This window comes from Tropicimonas isoalkanivorans (assembly GCF_900112335.1).
Taxonomy (GTDB): domain Bacteria; phylum Pseudomonadota; class Alphaproteobacteria; order Rhodobacterales; family Rhodobacteraceae; genus Tropicimonas; species Tropicimonas isoalkanivorans.
Genome location: NZ_FOLG01000014.1, coordinates 43,381 through 60,995, shown reverse-complemented (window position 1 = coordinate 60,995; position 17,615 = coordinate 43,381). Strand labels below are relative to the sequence as shown.

At 66.1% G+C, this 17,615-nt stretch carries 16 protein-coding genes; 5 read left to right on the top strand and 11 right to left on the bottom strand.

Annotation, left to right across the window (positions count from 1 at the left end; genetic code table 11):
• Positions 1 to 80: 80 nt before the first annotated feature.
• The 5 genes from dgcN to BM075_RS18950 all read right to left on the bottom strand — a co-directional run bounded on the left by dgcN (position 81) and on the right by BM075_RS18950 (position 4,847).
• Positions 81 to 1,085: an N-acetyltransferase DgcN gene (gene dgcN / locus BM075_RS18970; protein ID WP_093362269.1), complete on the bottom strand. Its 1,005-nt coding sequence runs from the start codon at positions 1,083 to 1,085 to the stop codon at positions 81 to 83.
• Positions 1,086 to 1,275: 190 nt separating this feature from the next.
• The gene (locus BM075_RS18965; RefSeq protein ID WP_093362347.1) at positions 1,276 to 2,235 is read right to left on the bottom strand and encodes an acetyl-CoA carboxylase carboxyltransferase subunit alpha; all 960 of its coding nucleotides are present in this window, start codon (positions 2,233 to 2,235) and stop codon (positions 1,276 to 1,278) included.
• 166 nt (positions 2,236 to 2,401) lie between these two features.
• Positions 2,402 to 2,662: a hypothetical protein gene (locus BM075_RS18960; RefSeq protein WP_143089913.1), complete on the bottom strand. Its 261-nt coding sequence runs from the start codon at positions 2,660 to 2,662 to the stop codon at positions 2,402 to 2,404.
• A gap of 83 nt (positions 2,663 to 2,745) precedes the next feature.
• Positions 2,746 to 3,702 carry an L-malyl-CoA/beta-methylmalyl-CoA lyase gene (locus tag BM075_RS18955; protein ID WP_093362267.1) on the bottom strand — a complete coding sequence of 319 codons (957 nt, stop codon included), beginning with the start codon at positions 3,700 to 3,702 and terminating at the stop codon, positions 2,746 to 2,748.
• A 221-nt stretch (positions 3,703 to 3,923) separates the two neighbouring features.
• Positions 3,924 to 4,847, bottom strand: a complete 924-nt coding sequence (locus BM075_RS18950) for a zinc-ribbon domain-containing protein (protein ID WP_093362266.1) — start codon at positions 4,845 to 4,847, stop codon at positions 3,924 to 3,926.
• 181 nt (positions 4,848 to 5,028) lie between these two features.
• Between BM075_RS18950 and BM075_RS18945 the strand changes: the two genes are divergently transcribed.
• Genes BM075_RS18945 through BM075_RS18935 form a run of 3 tightly spaced genes read left to right on the top strand, consistent with a single transcriptional unit; the run spans position 5,029 to position 7,332 of the window.
• Positions 5,029 to 5,706, top strand: coding sequence for a cell division ATP-binding protein FtsE (locus BM075_RS18945; protein ID WP_093362346.1), 678 nt, complete (start codon positions 5,029 to 5,031; stop codon positions 5,704 to 5,706).
• A complete protein-coding gene (locus BM075_RS18940; protein ID WP_093362265.1) occupies positions 5,703 to 6,605 on the top strand; it encodes a cell division protein FtsX in 903 nt (300 codons plus the stop codon). Before BM075_RS18945 ends, BM075_RS18940 begins: the two co-directional genes overlap by 4 nt.
• 1 nt (position 6,606) lies before the next feature.
• The gene (locus tag BM075_RS18935; RefSeq protein WP_093362264.1) at positions 6,607 to 7,332 is read left to right on the top strand and encodes a lysophospholipid acyltransferase family protein; all 726 of its coding nucleotides are present in this window, start codon (positions 6,607 to 6,609) and stop codon (positions 7,330 to 7,332) included.
• Between the two features lie 194 nt (positions 7,333 to 7,526).
• Here the strand turns inward: BM075_RS18935 and BM075_RS18930 are convergent, their stop codons facing one another.
• Positions 7,527 to 8,768: a urate hydroxylase PuuD gene (locus BM075_RS18930; protein WP_093362263.1), complete on the bottom strand. Its 1,242-nt coding sequence runs from the start codon at positions 8,766 to 8,768 to the stop codon at positions 7,527 to 7,529.
• 315 nt (positions 8,769 to 9,083) lie between these two features.
• Between BM075_RS18930 and alc the strand changes: the two genes are divergently transcribed.
• Positions 9,084 to 10,094 (top strand): allantoicase, encoded by a 1,011-nt coding sequence (gene alc / locus BM075_RS18925; protein ID WP_093362262.1) that lies wholly within the window; start codon positions 9,084 to 9,086, stop codon positions 10,092 to 10,094.
• An 84-nt stretch (positions 10,095 to 10,178) separates the two neighbouring features.
• Here the strand turns inward: alc and BM075_RS18920 are convergent, their stop codons facing one another.
• The 5 genes from BM075_RS18920 to BM075_RS18900 all read right to left on the bottom strand — a co-directional run bounded on the left by BM075_RS18920 (position 10,179) and on the right by BM075_RS18900 (position 16,001).
• Complete coding sequence (locus BM075_RS18920; protein ID WP_093362345.1) at positions 10,179 to 10,736, bottom strand: PqiC family protein; 558 nt, start codon at positions 10,734 to 10,736, stop codon at positions 10,179 to 10,181.
• 369 nt (positions 10,737 to 11,105) lie between these two features.
• Positions 11,106 to 13,808, bottom strand: a complete 2,703-nt coding sequence (locus BM075_RS18915; protein ID WP_177208416.1) for an MlaD family protein — start codon at positions 13,806 to 13,808, stop codon at positions 11,106 to 11,108.
• The gene (locus BM075_RS18910; RefSeq protein WP_245758912.1) at positions 13,805 to 14,461 is read right to left on the bottom strand and encodes a paraquat-inducible protein A; all 657 of its coding nucleotides are present in this window, start codon (positions 14,459 to 14,461) and stop codon (positions 13,805 to 13,807) included. Before BM075_RS18910 ends, BM075_RS18915 begins: the two co-directional genes overlap by 4 nt.
• Positions 14,454 to 15,161: a paraquat-inducible protein A gene (locus BM075_RS18905; RefSeq protein WP_245758911.1), complete on the bottom strand. Its 708-nt coding sequence runs from the start codon at positions 15,159 to 15,161 to the stop codon at positions 14,454 to 14,456. Before BM075_RS18905 ends, BM075_RS18910 begins: the two co-directional genes overlap by 8 nt.
• A gap of 123 nt (positions 15,162 to 15,284) precedes the next feature.
• Positions 15,285 to 16,001 (bottom strand): hypothetical protein, encoded by a 717-nt coding sequence (locus BM075_RS18900; protein WP_093362260.1) that lies wholly within the window; start codon positions 15,999 to 16,001, stop codon positions 15,285 to 15,287.
• Between the two features lie 325 nt (positions 16,002 to 16,326).
• Here BM075_RS18900 and BM075_RS18895 point away from each other — a divergent pair, with 325 nt between their 5' ends.
• The gene (locus BM075_RS18895; protein ID WP_093362259.1) at positions 16,327 to 17,580 is read left to right on the top strand and encodes an imelysin family protein; all 1,254 of its coding nucleotides are present in this window, start codon (positions 16,327 to 16,329) and stop codon (positions 17,578 to 17,580) included.
• Positions 17,581 to 17,615 lie beyond the last annotated feature (35 nt).

Below are 17,615 nucleotides of genomic sequence, written 5' to 3'. Positions count from 1 at the left end.
GCCTGCGGCTTCTTGTGTCCGAAAATATCCCCGCCGGAGGCAAGAAGACTCTTGCCCCCGCACAGCCCTGCGCCCCTACGTCAGTCGAGGACGGCCAGCGCATCCACAAGGCGCCCGGCCCCGTGGCGGAACGGGTCCACCGCCGGAAGCCCCATGCGCGCCTCGACGTCGGAGAGGTAGCTCTCGGCCTCCTGCTCGCTCATGTGCTGCGTGTTGACCGAAATGCCCACCACCTGCACGGCCGGATTCACCCGCTGCGCCAGCACCAGGGACAGGTCCCGCACCTCCTCCAGCGACGGCAAGCCATAGTCCGGCAGCCCCCGCATATGCGACCGCGTCGGCTCGTGGCACAGGATCAGCGCATCCGGTTGCCCGCCGTGCACCAGCGCCATCGTCACACCGGAATAGGAGGCGTGGAACAGGCTCCCCTGCCCCTCGATCAGGTCCCAGTGGTCGTCGTCGTTGTCCGGCGTCAGCCATTCGATGGCTCCAGCCATGAAATCCGCCACGACCGCGTCCAGCGGCACGCCGTCGCCGGTGATCAGGATGCCGGTCTGCCCCGTGGCCCGGAACGTGGCCTTCATGCCGCGCGCCTGCATCTCCGCATCCATTGCCAGCGCGGTGTACATCTTGCCCACCGAGCAATCCGTTCCCACGGCGAGACACCGCTTGCCGCTGCGCTTCACGCCGTTGGCGATCGGGTATTTCACCGACGGCACGCGCACATCGTGCAGCACCCGGCCCTCGGCCTTGGCAATCTCTGCCAGTTCCGGTTCATCCCGCAGCAGGTTGTGCAGCCCCGACGCCAGGTCGAACCCGGCCAGAAGAGCCTCTGCCAACACGTGCCGCCACTCAGGCGAGATCACGCCGCCGCGGTTGGCCACGCCGATCACCAGCGTCTTGGCCCCGGCCTCCAGAGCCTCAGAAAGCGTCATGTCCGGCAGGCCCATGTCGGCCTTGCAGCCGTTCATCCGGAACTGGCCGATGGCGAACTCGGGGCGCCAGTCCTTGATGCCCTGCGCGACCTTCGCGGCCAGTTGGTCCGGCGCGTCGCCGAGGAAAAGAAGATAGGGGGTCTGGATCATCGTGGCCTCATTCCTGTTCCGGCGCACGCTAGCACGCAGGCCGCCGGGATGAATTACGAAAATTCTATTGCGGCAAGGCAGGAGCAGTACATTTTCCCACCAGACAGCCGGAGAACAGGATGGGATACGAATGCACTCCAATTAGGCAGAATGAAAACTCACGCCGCCTGCGCTGCTCGAACGTGTCCGATCAGGCCGCGATTCCCGCGGTTCCCATGTCCAGGAACTTCCGCCGGCGCTGCGAGATCAGTGCGGCACGGTCCAGGCCCTGAAGGTCAGCGAGCATCGTCTCGATCGCCTTGCCGACATTGGTGCAGGCCGTCAGCTTGTCCCGATGCGCACCGCCCCGGGGCTCCGGAACAACCAGATCGGTCACGCCCAGTTCCAGCAGGTCCTGCGCGGTCAGCCGCAGGGCTTCGGCCGCCTCGCGCATCTTCTCGGCGTCCTTCCACAGGATGGAGGCACAGCCCTCCGGCGAGATCACCGAGTAGATGGAATGCTCCAGCATCGCCAGCTTGTTTGCCGTGGCAAAGGCCACCGCACCGCCCGAGCCGCCTTCGCCGATGATGACGGAAACGAGCGGCACGCCGATGGTCAGGCAGGCTTGGGTGGAGCGCGCAATCGCTTCGGACTGGCCGCGTTCTTCCGCCCCCTTGCCCGGGTAGGCGCCCGGCGTGTCCACGAGGCTCACGACCGGCAGGCTGAACTTGTCGGCCATCTGCATCAGGCGGATCGCCTTGCGGTAGCCTTCGGGTCGGGCCATGCCGAAGTTGCGCTCGATCCGGCTGTTGGTGTCATGGCCCTTCTCGTGGCCGATCACCACCACCGGCCGGTCCCGGAACCGCGCAAGGCCGCCCATCACCGCGTGATCGTCGGCAAAGTTCCTGTCACCCGCGAGCGGCGTGTACTCGTCGAACAGCGCGTCGATATAGTCGCGGCAGTGCGGACGGTCCGCGTGCCGGGCGACCTGACACTTCTGCCAGCGCGTGAGCTTGCCGTAGATGTTGGCCAGCATCGCGTCTGCCTTCGCGTCGAGCGCGGCGGCTTCCGCCTCCACGTCCATCTCGTCGTTCGACCGGGCCATCGCCCGAAGCTCCTCGGCCTTGCCCTCGATCTCGGCCAGAGGTTTTTCGAATTCGAGGTAATTCATGCCGCCGCTCCCGTACTGATCGGCCTCCATATGCGCGTACGGATGGCGATTTGCAACGGCCCGGCGGTTTTCCGGCCGCGGGATGGATCCACCTGACGAGCGCAAAAGGCGGCACCGCCGGATTGGCGGAGCGTAACGTTCGCGCGTTGTAACGGCACCCGGGCGGTCAGCCCTCGACGTAGATCGCCATCGTGTCCGGGTGGACGCCGTCGAACTTCATCGCCTCCGCGCCGGCCTCACTGTTTATTACCGCTTCGACCGCTGCCATGTCGGTGATAGTCATCGTCAGGGCGACCTCGTTCGAGCCGCCCGGTTTGACGTAGGTTTGAATATCCTCCGCGACCCCGGCGAACACCTCCTCGCGTTTGGGAGAGGCAAGCCAGTGGGCGACATCATCCACCTTGTGGGTCACGACAAGCTTCGGCATCGCGGAATCCTCCTGTTTCGCGCAATGGGCGATGATCGCATGGTCCCGCCCTCGCACAAAACCGAATCTCCCGCGCCGGCGGCCTACCCTGCGATCAGTTCGGACTGCTTCACGATCACCTCGGCCTGCTTGATGGAGGCGATGTCCACCAGCCGGCCCTTGTAGACGGTCGCGCCCGCCCCCTCGGCCTTTGCCTTTTCCATCGCGGCGAGGATCTCCCGCGCCTCCGCAACGGCCTCTTCGGACGGGGTGAACACCTCGTTTGCGAGCGCCACCTGCTTGGGGTGGATGGCCCACTTGCCGACCATCCCGAGCGTCGCCGAACGCCGCGCCTGGGCGATGTAGCCGTCGTCGTCGGAGAAGTCGCCGAACGGCCCGTCCACCGGCAACACGCCGTGCGTCCGGCAGGCGGCGACGATGGCGGCCTGCGCCCAGTGCCACGGGTCGGGCCAGTATTTCTGGCCGTCACGGACCATGTAGTAGTTTTCCTGCGTGCCGCCGATCCCGGTGGTCTGCATCCCCATGGAGGCCGCGAAGTCCGCCGCGCCGAGACTCATCGCCTGCAACCGCGGAGAGGCGGCGGCGATGGCTTCCACATGGGCAATTCCGGCGGCGGTCTCGATGATGACCTCGAAGCTGATGGGCTTCGTGCGCCCTTTGGCGCGCTCGATTGCGGTGACCAGCGCATCGACTGCGTAGACGTCTTCGGCGCAGCCGACCTTCGGGATCATGATCTGGTCCAGTCGGTCCCCCGCCTGCTCCAGCAGGTCCACGACGTCCCGGTACCAATACGGCGTGTCGAGGCCGTTGATTCGCACGGAGAGGGTCTTGCTCCCCCAATCCACGTCGCCCACGGCCTGGATGATGTTCTTGCGCGCCTTCGCCTTGTCGTCGGGCGCCACGCTGTCCTCCAGGTCGAGGTTGATCACATCCGCCGCGCTCGTGGCCATCTTCTCGAAAATGGCCGGACGCGATCCCGGGCCGAACAGTTGGCAGCGGTTGGGACGGGCGGGCGCGGCGGGCTGGATGCGGAAGCTCATGTCTCTCTCCGGCAATGATATTTCACTCAATGTCCGGGATTGGGTAGAATATTGCTCAGCGACTGACAAGGGCTTTTCGCACCGGCAGAAACACGTGCGGCCGCGCAGCGACTCTGGGGAGCATTGTCAGGCTACTCTATCCATCGTGTTGCCAAGTGACGGACGAGGTATGCGCCGCAAACCTCAATGCCCGCGGTCCCCTGCCGGCCTCGCCTGATGGATTAGCCGTCGCTTTCGACTTCGCGGTCGGACGGGACGAAGCCACGCAGCGTACGGTCCAGCCAGAGCCGGCCGGCATCGACGTTCTCGACGTAACTCCCGAGCGGGGCGGCGGTCTCCGGCACGGCGGACGCGATACGCTCCGACCGTGTGTAGACCAGCGCCGCAAGGCCGAACGCCAAAAATGCCAGCCCATAGCCGATGCGCGCCCCACGCCTGCGTTGGCGCCGCGCTCGCGGATCTTCCGCACGGACATGCGCCTCCGCCTCGGACGGCTCGAGCGTGGATGTGATCTGTTCGACGTCGGGCAGGCGCCCCCGCCGTTGCGAGGCGCGAAGGGCGCGCTTGAGCTCCGCGTCGCCGTCTTCCTCGCCGTAAAGATCGCCCGTATCGGTGTACTCCGCCGTCCCGTAATGCGGACCGACGTCTGGCGGCGGCACACCTAGATCGGGCTGGTATTCGGACGTTCCGGATTCGGCCCTCCGGGCGGCATGTTCGCGCTCCGCTTCCTCCCGCAAAACGGAGAGAACGCTCTCGTCGACGTAACGCCGGGGGGGAAGGTCGATGCCGGAGAGGTCAGGTTCCGGCCCATGCGAGGGGGCCTCCGCCGTCTCTGGCTCTGCGCCTTCCGCCTCGTCCTCGACGCGTTCTGGCGCCTCACCTTCGGGCTCCGTTTCCCGGTCAACCACGGATTCGGGCGGGCGTTGCAAGTCGCCCTCAACCGGGCGGATTTGCGGACGCTCAGGCACCGGGGCGCTTTGCGCGGGCTCCCAGGTCAATTCCTCGGCGAGGTCCTGATCGTGGTTGGGATGACGCTGGAACCAGGTGTTGCCGCAGTTCGAACATTGAACGTCACGCCCGGCCTCCGGAATCACCCGGTCGTCGACGGCATATTGCGCCCCGCAATTCGGACAGATGAGCCTCATGACGTCCTCTCGACGCAGGCGCTGGCCGCGCCCGCCGCTCAATGGTTTCGCGGAGTTGTAGCAGCGGCGGGAGCAACTTCAAAGCGTTCAGGGGGATTGCGCCGGTCGAGGGATGCGGACCGTTGAAACCCGGTCTCACCTCGGGCAGAACGGGCGGCACATCCACAGGGACGGCCCATCCGTGATCGAGTTTGAAAACGTAGCCTATTCCTACGGCAACGACGCGCTGCTGGCGGACGTCAGCCTGCGTCTTGCGCCCGGGTCGTTCCACTTCCTGACCGGGCCGTCGGGCGCGGGCAAGTCGACGTTGCTGAAGCTCTGCTACATGGAGCTGATGCCCACCCGCGGCCGGCTGAGCGTTTTCGGGCGGGATGTGTCGGGCATGGGCCGAGACGACATCGCCCACTCCCGCCGCCGCATTGGGGTGGTGCACCAGGAGTGCCAGTTCCTTGACCACCTGCCCCTGACCGAGAACCTGTCCCTGCCGCTCACGGTGGCGGGTCGCGACCCGTCCGGCGAGGCGCAGAACCTTCAGGAATTGCTGGGCTGGGTGGGGTTGAAGGCGCGCGCAGGCGCGCGACCGCCGGAGCTGTCGGGCGGGGAACGCCAGCGCGCCGCGCTCGCGCGGGCCGTCATTATGGACCCCGAGTTGATCCTTGCCGACGAGCCGACGGGCAACGTGGATTGGGAAATGTCGCTGCGGCTTCTGCAACTGCTCGTCGAGTTGAACCGACTCGGCAAGACCGTGCTCATCGCCACCCACGATCTCAATTTCATCAGGGCGGCCAAGTCGCAGGTGCCCACGCGCGTCCTGCGGATCTCGAACCGCTCGCTGCAACTCGCGGGAGCGGACCTGTGATCCGGGCCGCTGACCTTGCCGAGCTACTCACCGGGCACACCGGGGCCGACCGGGTGGTGCCGCCCACGGGTTATACTGCACGGCTGACGGTCTTTACCTCCGCGGCGATGGCGTTCCTCGCTGTCTTCGCGCTCGCCCTGTCGCTGGCCACCGACCGGCTCGCCAGCCGGTGGTCCGAGGCGCTGGCACGCACTGCGACCGTCCGGATCTCGGCGCCGGCCGGACAGGAAGACGAACAGGTCGCCGCCGCGCTCGATGTGCTGCGCACCACCCCCGGCGTGGCCGAAGCCCGACCGCTCACGGATGCCGAACGCCGCGAGCTGCTCGAGCCGTGGTTCGGCCCGGAACTGCCGCTGGACAGGCTCCGCGTTCCGGCGCTGATCGAGGTGGTGGAGACCGCGGACGGCGTCGATGCCGCCGGGCTGCGCGCGCGACTGGCCGGGGAAGCGCCGGGCGCGCTCTTCGACGATCATACCCAGTGGCGCCGGCCGCTGGTTCGGGCCGCGGGGCGGCTTCGGACGCTGGGGCTCTTTTCGCTCTTTCTGATCTCCGCCGCGACGGCGGCGATGATTACGCTCGCCGCGCAGGCGGCGCTTGCCGCCAATGCCCGCGTCATCGCCACACTCAGGCTGGTGGGCGCGCTCGACACCTTCATCGCGCGCGCCTTCGTGCGGCGCTTCACCGTGCGGGCGCTGACCGGCGCGCTGGCCGGAACGCTCCTGGGGATGGCGGCCGTCGCGGCCCTGCCCCGGGCCGACGCCGCCGGTGGCTTTCTGACCGGGCTGGGCTTCGCGGGCGCACAGTGGCTCCTGCCCCTGCTGGTTCCGCCCGTGGTGGCGCTGGTGGCCTTCGGAGCGACGCGGCTGGCCGCGTTCCGACAACTTCGGGAAACGACCTGACATGATCCAATACCTCCGCTCCCTGGTCTTCGTCGGACAGATGTATCTGATGCTGGCCCTCATGGCGGTGGCCTTCACGCCCTTCGCGCTGGTCCACCGCCCCTACGCCTATACCGCCTGCCGCACATGGTGCCGCTGGGTGAGATGGACCGCGAGCTGGATGGTCGGCCTGCGGTCGGAGGTGCGCGGCGAGGTTCCGACGGAGGAATGCCTGATCGCGTCCAAACACCAGTCCTTCTTCGACATTATCCTCATCGTCTCCGCCGTGCCGCGGCCGAAATTCATCATGAAAGCGGAGCTGAAATGGGTGCCCATCGTCGGCTGGTACGCGTACCTCATCGGATGCGTACCGGTTAACCGCGGCAAACGCGCCGAGGCGATCCGGCAGATGAAAGAGGGTGTCGCGGCGGGAAGCGCGGAAGCGGGTCAGCTCATCATCTATCCCCAGGGCACGCGCGTCGCCCCCGGCGCTGTCACAAGTTACAAGATCGGGGCGGGGGTGCTCTATGAGCAACTGGAGCAGGACTGCATCCCGGCGGCAACGAATGTGGGTGTCTTCTGGCCGCGCATCGGCATCCTGCGCAAACCGGGGCTGGCGGTTGTGGAGTTCCTGGAGCCGATTTCACCTGGCATGGAGGTGAAGCCGTTCATGCAGCATCTTGAGCGGGTCGTGGAAACTGCCTCCAACCGGTTGATGGCAGAGGCGGGGTTTCGGGCGGAAAACTGAGCCAGCGGAGCTGGCATCGCGGCTCTCCCGCCCGGTGTCAACGCATCAAAGATGCGCCTCCTCCGGTTGGGCCAGGCCGCGCGCGGTGCGCGCGGGCGATTTTTCGGACGAAAAATCGTGCCTCCGGCGGGGATATTTTTCGACACAAGAAGGTGCTGAGTGCGCCCTCCCCCACCAGTGAATGAGGGCAGAGGTCAGCCCTCGGCACCCGCTCGATACCAGCGAACCAGACTCGCTCGGTCCTCCGGCGCCATGAAGTTCGCCCGTCCCGGCGGCATCGCGTGGGTGACACCGGCCTGCAGATAGATTTCCGGCGCATGGCGTGCCACGTCGCTTTGCGTCACCAGCTTCACGCCCTTCGGTGGGGCGGTGATCCCCTCCCAGCCGGGTTCCGGGCTGTGGCACATCGAGCAGTTGCCCATGACGATGTCGACCGCCTCCTCGAACCCTTCGGCCTCCGCAAATCGCTGGCTCGCGGGGCTGAGCGCGCTTTCTTCCCAGCCCTCGTCAGCGTCATAGAGCGGGGCCATCGAGAGCCAGACGATTGCCGCGAAGAGCAGCGCCGTGGCCCCCCAGGTCCAGATCGGCCCCTTTTTCGGAAAGTCGCTGGCGTGCAGGGTATTGAAATAATGGCGGATCGTCACACCCATCAGGAACACCAGGCTCGCGATCACCCAGTTCCAGTCGCCGGCGAAGGCAAGCGGGTAGTGGTTCGACAGCATGAGGAAGACGACCGGCAGCGTCAGGTAGTTGTTGTGGGTCGACCGCTGCTTGGCGATCTTGCCGTACTTGGCGTCGGGCACCCGGCCGGCCTTCAGATCCTCCACCACGATCTTCTGGTTCGGAATGATGATGAAGAACACGTTTGCCGACATCACGGTCGCCGTTATGGCGCCCAAGTGCACGAAAGCCGCCCGCCCCGAGAAGATGTGTGTGTAGGCGAACGCCAGAACGACCAGGATCAGGTAGAGCAGAAGCATCAGCTTGGTGTTGTCTTCGCCGAACGGCGACTTGCAGATGCGGTCGTAAGCGAGCCATCCGAGGCCGAGCGAGAAGAGGGAGATCAGGATCGCCAGCCAGGACGGCATGTCCAGCACGGTCGGGTCCACCAGGAACAGGTCCGCACCGAAATAGTACACGAGCACCAGCATCGCGAAGCCGCTGAGCCAGGTGGTGTAGCTTTCCCATTTGAACCAGATCAGGTGGTCAGGAAGCCGCTCCGGGGCCACCAGGTATTTCTGGATATGGTAGAAGCCGCCACCGTGGACCTGCCACTCCTCGCCATGAACGCCTTGCGGCAGATCGGGCGCTTTCCGCAGGCCCAGATCGAGGGCGATGAAGTAGAACGAAGATCCGATCCAGGCGATGCCGGCGATCACGTGCAGCCATCGCACCGCGAATTCGGCCCAGGACCAGAGTATTGTCGCATCGAACATCGCCGTCTCCCCGTGTTTTCGTTCGAGAGTTTCCGAAAGGTGCGTCGAGATCAAACTGAAACACGCGCTGCCCGCTTCCCCTTGCGCGCCGATGCGACCGTCGACTAGGAATTGCGCGCGACCCGGGGACGACACGCGAAAATCCGGCAGCGGCCCGACACCGATTGAGTGTATCGTGAACGTCGAGTGCGGGCGAAAGTCTGGCCAGCGGAACGCGCGATCTTTTCATCGGCGCAACGGGGCCGGAGGGCCGCGTCACACCAGATACCATTTTGCCGGCGTTTCGCCGGAGCACAGGAACAACCGAAAGCGCTCATGCCAACCATCGAATCCCTCAATCCCGACGTCCCCCTGTTCGCCCGGACGGGAATCAACCTGGCGTCCGCCGGGCTTGGCGCCCGCGCCCTGGCTGCAACCAACGAGTTCTTCGCGCCCCTGGAGCGGATGTTGGAAGATAGTGAGCCGGTGTTCATTGCGGGCAAGTTCGATGAGCATGGCAAATGGATGGACGGCTGGGAGACGCAGCGCCGCCGCGGCGGCGGGCATGACCACGCGGTGATTCAGCTCGCCGCCCCGGGGCGCATTCTGGGCTTCGACGTGGACACGCGGTTTTTCACCGGCAACTACGCGCCGGCCTGCAAGATCGAGGCCACGAGCACCCGGGAGGTGACAGACGAGACGAGGTGGGCCGAGATCCTGCCGAATCGCCCCCTTGGCCCTGACGCTCACCACTTCTTCCGCTGCGAGAGCTTCGAGAGCTGGACGCACCTGAGGCTTCATATTTACCCTGACGGCGGCGTCGCCCGTCTGCGCGTGTTCGGCGTGCCTGAGTTGGACCGGATCCAGGACGGCAAGGAGATCGACCTTGCGGCCTCCCTCAATGGCGGGCGGATCCTGGCGATGTCGGATGCGCACTACGGCGATTTCCGCCGCCTGCTGGCGCCCGGGCGGGGCATCGACATGGGCGACGGCTGGGAAACGCGCCGCCGGCGGGAGCCGGGTCACGACTGGATGGTGCTCGCCCTGGGCGCGCGTGGAATCATAGAACGCATCGAGGTGGATACCGCGCATTTCAAGGGGAACTACCCGGACCGCTGTTCGCTTCAGGCGGCGGACATGCAGAGCTTTGGCGACGGATTAACCGATGCGCTGGTCACCGATTCGATGTTCTGGGAGACGCTTCTGCCGGAACAGAAGTTGTCGGCGGACGCCATCCACGAATTCCGGGAGGAGTTGGCCGATCCCAAGCCAGTGACCCACGTGCGGTTCAACATCCACCCTGACGGAGGGGTGAGCCGGCTAAGGCTGTTTGGGCGTCCGGCCTGAGGCGGTCTGAGGCGGACTCGGTCATGACAACGCGTGGCGGTCCTTCTCCTACGGCCGGTTTGGCCCGGCGCGCGCGCCGCGCCGTCAGATCCCGCGGGAGGCGATCAGCCGCGCCAGGTCGCGCACCGCGGCGGCGCGTGCGGCGGCGATGCCGGGCGATCCGCTGTCGGGTACGATCGGCGCGCTGACACGGAAGTCGCCCGAGCGGTCGCGGCCGCCCCCGTAGCTCGCGACGTAGTATTGGCCGGCCAGCCGGAAACGCCCGTCGGCCCCCGCGACCATCTCGCTCACGCGAACGTCGAGGCGCGCCTGCGGCAGGTCTTCGAACGGCCAGGGTTCGGCGGCCACGCGGGCGCCCGTCAGTGCCGACAGGTGCTGGCTGAGTTCGAGCGTGACCCCGCGGGACGGATCGTCGGCCCAGAGCGTGTCGCTTTCAGACCGAAGCGAGCCGTCCGCGAACTCCTGCCAGATCTCCTCCGTCTGGGCATAGGCCGGCAGCGACACCTCCCGAACCTCGAGCCGAGAGACGGAGATGCCGATGCGGCTGCCGGATGGAACGGGCGGGGCAGCATAGCGAACGGCAGGTCCGCCACAGGCGGCCAGCAGGCAAATCACGGCAAGGGCGAATGGAAGGGGGCGCATATCGATCTCTGAGGCACTGTCGCGGGTCCGCCGCAGCATAGCGGCGCATCTGCGCCCGGCAAGGCGATACCGCGCGTCGGGGACCTCCCGCCTGCGAAAGACCCATCGAAGATGGGTCGCCCGCAGTTGGGCCACGCCGCGCTGGCGCGCGGCTGCAGTCTGATGCACGGACGAAGCGCGTCCTGCGGGACGGATCTTCAGGCTTGCGACTATCACCATCCCACGGCGACCCGGAACCGAGCCTCGACTGTCGGGTCACACCAGGAGTTCCACCTGTGCGATGCCGCAGGCGAAGCCTGCCTGGCCCAACGGGAGAAGGCGCATCTGCGATGCGCCGCCGACGGGCGGGAGCGCCCCCTGCCCGATCGCTTATCGGCCGGTGATGAGGGCGTTCGGTTTCCTTTCGAGCGTTCGCGCAAGAGAGCGGACGGCCTCGGCCGCGCGCGACACTTCCCTCAGAGAGTCCCGCGCTTCCCGGTTGAGCGTCCCGCTGTCCGAGAAGACGACAAGGGCCTGTTCCGCCTGCCGCAACACCGCTTCGGTTTCACGAACCAGCTGTGGAAGGTCGTTGGAGACGTCTGCCACAGCGCCCGCGGCCTCGCGGGCCGAAACGAGCGTTGCGTTCACGTTTTCCACGGTGCCGCCCGCCCGCAACTCCGCCACCGCCGCGCGGACCTGTTCGAGCGCGCCATTGAGGCTGGCAGGCAAGGCGCGCGCCGCCTCCGTGTCAATCAGCGCGTCCGCACTTTCCAGCAACGCCGACAGTTGGGCGGAGAGCGCGTCGAGATCCATCTGCTGGGCCTGCGCCGCGACCGCGTCGATACGTTCGACGAGCGCGGGCACCCCTTCTACCGCCTCGTTGACTTTGGTGGCGGCATCGCCTGCGGCCGCCAAGGCTCGGTTGAGTTCGGCCGCCGGATCCCCCTCGTTGACGCTGGCCAGAAGCGTTGTCGCCTCCGCCACGGCGCCATCGAGTTCGGCCAACGAGTTGGAGAGGCGCGCCGGCAGGCCACGTGCCGCCTCCGTGCCAATAACGGCCTGGGCGTCTTCCAGCAGGCCGGTTGCCCGGCCCAGGGCCGTTTCAAGGTCCAGCGCTTCCGCCTTGGCGGCCACGGCCTCAACCCGTTCCACCAGCGCCGGCACGCCTTCCGCGGCCGAGGAGATTTCGCTTGCGGCCTCCCCGGCGGCGGCAACCGCCTCGCTCAGCCGGGCGGCTGCGTCGGCCTCGTTCAGATCGGCCAGAAGATCGGTCGCCTCCTGAACGGCGGAGTCGAGCCCACCGAGCGCCGTGTTCAAGCTATCCGGCAGGGCGCGGGCTGCGTCCGTCCCGATAATTGCCTGTGCGCTTTCCACAAGACCTGTCGCCTGGCCCAGCAGGGCCTCAAGATCCAGCGCCTCGGCCTTGGCCGCGACAGATTCCACCCGCTCGATGAGGGCCGGCACCCCCTCGGCGGCAGTCGCGATCGATTGAGCCGCCTCGCCTGCGTCTTCCACCGCTGCGACCAGTTTGGCCACGCCCTCACGCGCGCGCAGGTCCTCGAGAACGGCGACGATTTCGTCGCCGATTGCACCGAGCCGATCCGGCAATTGCAGGATTTGCTCCGATCCGATCACCTCACGTATGTCCGTCACGGCGCCCTTGATCTCCGCCGGAAGCGATTGGATTTCGTCGCTGGACACCAACGCCGCCGCGTTCTGCGCCAGATCGACGACGGAATTGAGCAGATCCTCGATCGGCAGTTCGCTGACGCGGCTCAGGAGCCCCTCGGCGGATGCGCCCACGCCCTCGATTTCGGCAGGGACACTGGGCAGGATCGGATAGGGATCGGCATCGCGGGCAAAGCTCGCCGGGTCCGCGTCGGGAATCTGGACGAACTCGATTTTCAACCCACCGGTTAGCAGCGAGGCGCGCGCAAGGCGGGCGCGCCAGCCGTCTTCAACCGCCTCCTGGAAGAAGTCGAGGATCGCCTCGGGACCGTTTGCGTCCGGGCCGAGCTGGAGCTGTTCCGGCTCCAGAGCAAGAACCACCACAAGGCGCACCCGGTCGTCCCCGAACTGCGCCTCGTCGACCTTGCCGGTCAGGCCCACCACCTCGCCGATCTCCAGGCCGCGCAGGGTCACCGGCGCGCCGACAACCAAGCCGGTGACGTTCTCCTCGAACACGACGGCGACCTCGATCTTGGGGCCGCCTTTGCCCTGATTCTCGAACAGGCTGGTGCGGGCATCGTCCTGCGAGGCGAAAACGGAGAACTCCTGATCATCCTCGACCGGCGCGCCGCCGGACACCACCGTTTCGAAGCTGATGCCGCCCGAGATCAGCGCGGACAGACTCTCGACGCTCACCTCGGCCCCGCCCGCGCCGAGGTTGAACGAAAAGCCTGAGGAATCCCAGAAGCGGGAGCGGGTCGACAGCAACTGGTCGTGCGGCGCCTCGATGAACGCCTCCGCGGTGATGGTCACCCCGTCCGGCGAAAGCTGCGGCCGGCCGATGCGACCGACTTCCAGGCCCTTGTAGAGGATCGGCGTGCCCTCCTTGAGGCCCTTGCCGGTCGTGGAGCCCAACACGATGCGTTTTCCCTTCATGTCGGGGCGCGCGATGGGGCGGTAGTTCTCGCCGGTGAATTTGCGGTGTAGTCCGCGCGGCTCGCCGTCCCAGCTTCCCTCGATGTAGACGCCGCTCAGGACCGTATTAAGCCCCGTGATCCCCCGCGCGGAAACCTCGGGCTGCACCACCCAGAAGACAGCCTCGGAATCGACGTAGGGTTCGACCTCCTTGTCCAGCCGCACGTGCGCAACCACGGAGTCCAGCCCGGGCGCGAAGGTGACTTCTTCCACCACGCCAACCGAGACCTCGCGGAAGCGCAGCTCCGTCTGATCCGCGACGATGCCGGCCGCGTTGGTGAAGGCTATCTCGATCACAGCGCCCCGGTTCTGGAGGTTGTGCCAGGCGATGGCGAGCGCGATCACAAGGGCGGTCGCTGGTATAACCCAGACGATCGAGATCCGATCCAAAAGGCTTCGGCGGGCCGGTTTCACAGGCGTCTGGGGAATTTGATCGGGATCGTCTGTCACGTCGGGGGCACCTTGTCGTCTGTCGGCGGCTCCAGGCTGTCCCAAATCAACCGGCTGTCGAAGGAGCGGGCCGAGAACATGGTGAAGATCACCGAGAGCGCGAAGTTTATTGCCGCCGGTCCGGGGTTGATGGACACGACGACGGAGAGCTGTACCAGCGCGGACAGCACCGCAACCACGAAGACGTCGATCATCGACCAACGACCGATGAACTCCACCACCTCGTAGAGCTGGGTCCGCTTCAAGTGGTCTGTCTTCCAGCGATGCTTGACCGACAACGCCAGGTAGGCGACGGCGGCAAACTTACCGACCGGGATGGCCACCGAGGCGATGAGGATCACCAAAGCCACCCCAAAAGAGCCATGCATCGCCAGCGCGACCGCCCCGCCAACGATGGTGTCGCCGGAGGTTTTGGCCAGCAGCGTCGTCTTGAGCATCGGGTAGAGGTTGGCCGGGATGTAGCAGATCAGCCCCACGGTCCACCACGCCCAGACCCGGCTTAGACTGCTGCTGTCGCGGGATACAAGCGGGGCGCCGCAGCGGGCGCACCGTTCGGTGCCACCCGGCCAGACGCGGGTGCACTGGGTGCAGGCGACCAGCCCTAAGTCGCGCGCGGTGAGCATGTGTGCGGATTGCGACTGCGCCTCAGCCATGGGCTGGCGCTTCGGAGGAGGAACCGGGTTGACCGGAGGGCTCTGGGCGCACCCCGTCCGGGTCCGCGTCCCGCGTATCTAGGATATGCCAGATGGACCATCGGCACATGCTTTGGTCCTGCAAGATGGTCACGACCACCAGTACGGCAAAGAGCCAAAAGGCGACACCGAGTTGCACGCGGGCGAGATCCGCGACCTTCACCAGAGCCACGCCCACACCGAGCACGAAGACCTCCGCCATCGACCACGGCCGCAGGCGCTCGGTAAAGCGAAACGCCGGGCGGGACGCCGGTAGCGGACGGCGGCCGAGAATGAGGGGCGTCAGAACGTAGATCAGCAGCATGGCCCGCGCGATCGGCACGAAAATGATAAGCGACATTACTGCGAAGGAGAGGAAGACCATGTGCGACTGGGAAAATGACATCGCCGCACCGAAGATCGACGTGGCATTGGACAGCCCGTTCGCCTCGATCCGCAGGAATGGCAGGAAAAGCGACGTGATGAGGAGGATCAGGATGGTGAGAGCCAGCGCCACGATGCGCAGGATTGCGCCCTCCATCGGGGCGATGAGCACGGAGTGGCAACGCGCGCAGACGGCGCGTTCCCCATTCTCGGGCACGGTCACGCGGTAGAGCGCATCGCAGGAGGGGCAAGCGATCAGCTCCTCAGGGTCGATGGCATGGGGGGCGTTCGTGATCACGGGCTCTCGCTTCAAGATATCGCCGCGCAGCCTATCACCCCGGCCCGAGGGCGCAATGGGCGGCGGCGCGTGGCAGCCTTTGGTGCAGCGGGAGGGCGGGCCCCCTCCCAGCCGTTCAAACCCTCATCCGAATTTCAGGAACATCTGGGAATAGGGCTTCTTGAGGCCTGCCACCGCGGCCTTCACGCTGTCGGCGTTGCCGTCTCGCGTGGCCGCCAGAAAGGCGTCGGCGGAGGCCCGGAGGGCTGTGGCAAGCTTTTCGTACTCCGCGCTTCCCTCGGCGTCGCGGGGAGGCGTTTCGAGCACCCGGCGAGCAAGATAGTCCAGCACCGCCGCCCGCTCCCGCAACATGCCCATGTCGGTCGTCGACAGGTCGAGGCCGAGGACGTGCTCCATCTCCGCATGGTAAGCGTTCATCCGGTCGGAAAAGCTCGCGATATCGTTGCGGAGGTGCAGGGAGCCGAAGAGGTCACGGATGCCCTCCAGTGTCTCGTGCGCGGCGGCAAGTTCGCCCGCGCCAACCTCTGCCGAGGCCTGTTCGAGCAAACCGCCGACCTGCTCCATGGTCTCGGGCCAGGCGGGATCGTCTGCGAACTGCGGCGGCGGCGTATCACCATAGGTGTCTCGCATGGCCCAGTATGTCTCCTCCAACGCGGAAAGCGCCTGCACGGCGTCCTCCTGCCGGCCCGCGTTGGTGGTGAAAAGCGCGGTGCGGTAGTTGGCGTACATTTCGCGGTAGTCGCTCCGGAAATCCTCCACCGGACCCGCAAAAGCGGCGCTTGCGGCGAAGACGGTTGCGAGGACGGACCCGCGGACAAGCGAGAGGGGCGAAACGGTCATCGGCTATTCCTCCGAAGCGGCATGGGTGCCGCCGTTCTACGCCGCCGGCCGCGGCGACGACAAGGCATGCAGCGTGGCGAATGTTTCTTGCAGGCGGTGAGATCACCCTGTCGGGGGTCACAAAACCGTTGCCAAGTCCTGCGATCCTCGCGCGCGGTGCCACGACGGCACCTTGGAGATACGACAATGGCTCATCGATAGGCAGATGCAAAAATTTCAGGCCCGCCTCACATGACCTATTGTTTTTGTCGGCATTAGACTTGCCTGACTAAATTAATCTGGTATCTCTTTGGGAACGACGCGACTTAAAGAACAGGGACTGCAAATGACTTTCCGACCAGCCGTCTTGGCCGCCCTTCTCTCCGGTACGGCGCTCGCTTCGCAGGCGGCAACGCCTGCAGAGGTGGTCGAGACCTACGCCGATATCGCCCAGGCCGGCTATGAGGACAGCCTTCAGACGGCCAAGGCCCTGAAGACGGCGGTGGACGCGCTGGTGGCCGAGCCGACAGAAGAGAACCTTCAGGCCGCCAAGGAGGCCTGGAAAGCGGCCCGAATCCCCTACCAACAAACCGAAGCGTTCAGATTCGGCAACCCGGTGGTGGACGACTGGGAGGGCAAGGTGAATGCCTGGCCGCTCGACGAAGGGCTGATCGACTATGTCGCCGGCGACGCCGGGATCAACGACGAGAATCCGTTCTCGGGCGCAAATATCATTGCCTCTCCGCATCTGGAGGTCTCCGGCACGACGCTCGAGGCCACAGAGATCACGCCCGCGTTGCTGGAGGAGATGCACGAGCTCGATGGGATCGAGGCCAACGTGACCACCGGCTATCACGCCATCGAATTCCTGCTCTGGGGGCAAGACCTGAACGGCACCGGCCCCGGAGCTGGCGCCCGCCGCGCGACCGACTTCGACCCGGAAAACTGCACCGGCGGCAATTGCGACCGGCGGGCGCAGTACCTTCTGGCGGCAACCGATCTGCTCATCTCCGACCTGGAGGATGCAGTGGCGCTCTGGTCGGACGGCGGACAGGGTCGCGCTGACGTGACCGCGGATCCGGAGCAAGGCTTGGTCATGGCCTTCACCGGGATGGGGTCGCTTTCCTATGGTGAACAGGCGGGCGAACGCATGAAGCTGGGCCTGCTGCTTCACGATCCGGAGGAAGAGCATGACTGCTTCTCCGACAACACTCACATCAGCCATTATTACGACGGGCTGGGAATCCGGAACGTCTACACCGGCCGCTATGAGCGTATCGACGGGACCGCAGTCGAGGGCCCATCGCTCTACGACGTGGTGAAGGAGCGGGACCCGGCGCTCGCGGACGCGCTCCTGGCGGATCTGGACGCCACGATGGACAGAATGCAGGCCATCGTCGACCAGGCCGAGGCGGGCACCGCCTATGACCAGTTGATCGCGGCCGGCAATCCCGAAGGAAACGCGATCGTGCAGGCAGCGATCGACGGCCTGGTCGCCCAGACCCGCAACATCGAACGCGCCGTCGCCTCCCTCGGACTGGAACAAATTTCCGTTGAAGGCTCCGACAGCCTCGACTCGCCCGACGCCGTTTTCCAATAATAAGGCAAATGCCCGGACACCCCGAAGATGAAGAG

Excerpts from the sequence above, each read along its gene's own strand:
- dgcN (WP_093362269.1), bottom strand. The coding sequence starts at position 1,085 with ATGATCCAGACCCCCTATCTTCTTTTCCTCGGCGACGCGCCGGACCAA.
- BM075_RS18965 (WP_093362347.1), bottom strand. The coding sequence starts at position 2,235 with ATGAATTACCTCGAATTCGAAAAACCTCTGGCCGAGATCGAGGGCAAG.
- BM075_RS18960 (WP_143089913.1), bottom strand. The coding sequence starts at position 2,662 with ATGCCGAAGCTTGTCGTGACCCACAAGGTGGATGATGTCGCCCACTGG.
- BM075_RS18955 (WP_093362267.1), bottom strand. The coding sequence starts at position 3,702 with ATGAGCTTCCGCATCCAGCCCGCCGCGCCCGCCCGTCCCAACCGCTGC.
- BM075_RS18950 (WP_093362266.1), bottom strand. The coding sequence starts at position 4,847 with ATGAGGCTCATCTGTCCGAATTGCGGGGCGCAATATGCCGTCGACGAC.
- BM075_RS18935 (WP_093362264.1), top strand. The coding sequence starts at position 6,607 with ATGATCCAATACCTCCGCTCCCTGGTCTTCGTCGGACAGATGTATCTG.
- BM075_RS18930 (WP_093362263.1), bottom strand. The coding sequence starts at position 8,768 with ATGTTCGATGCGACAATACTCTGGTCCTGGGCCGAATTCGCGGTGCGA.
- alc (WP_093362262.1), top strand. The coding sequence starts at position 9,084 with ATGCCAACCATCGAATCCCTCAATCCCGACGTCCCCCTGTTCGCCCGG.
- BM075_RS18920 (WP_093362345.1), bottom strand. The coding sequence starts at position 10,736 with ATGCGCCCCCTTCCATTCGCCCTTGCCGTGATTTGCCTGCTGGCCGCC.
- BM075_RS18910 (WP_245758912.1), bottom strand. The coding sequence starts at position 14,461 with ATGGCTGAGGCGCAGTCGCAATCCGCACACATGCTCACCGCGCGCGAC.
- BM075_RS18900 (WP_093362260.1), bottom strand. The coding sequence starts at position 16,001 with ATGACCGTTTCGCCCCTCTCGCTTGTCCGCGGGTCCGTCCTCGCAACC.
- BM075_RS18895 (WP_093362259.1), top strand. The coding sequence starts at position 16,327 with ATGACTTTCCGACCAGCCGTCTTGGCCGCCCTTCTCTCCGGTACGGCG.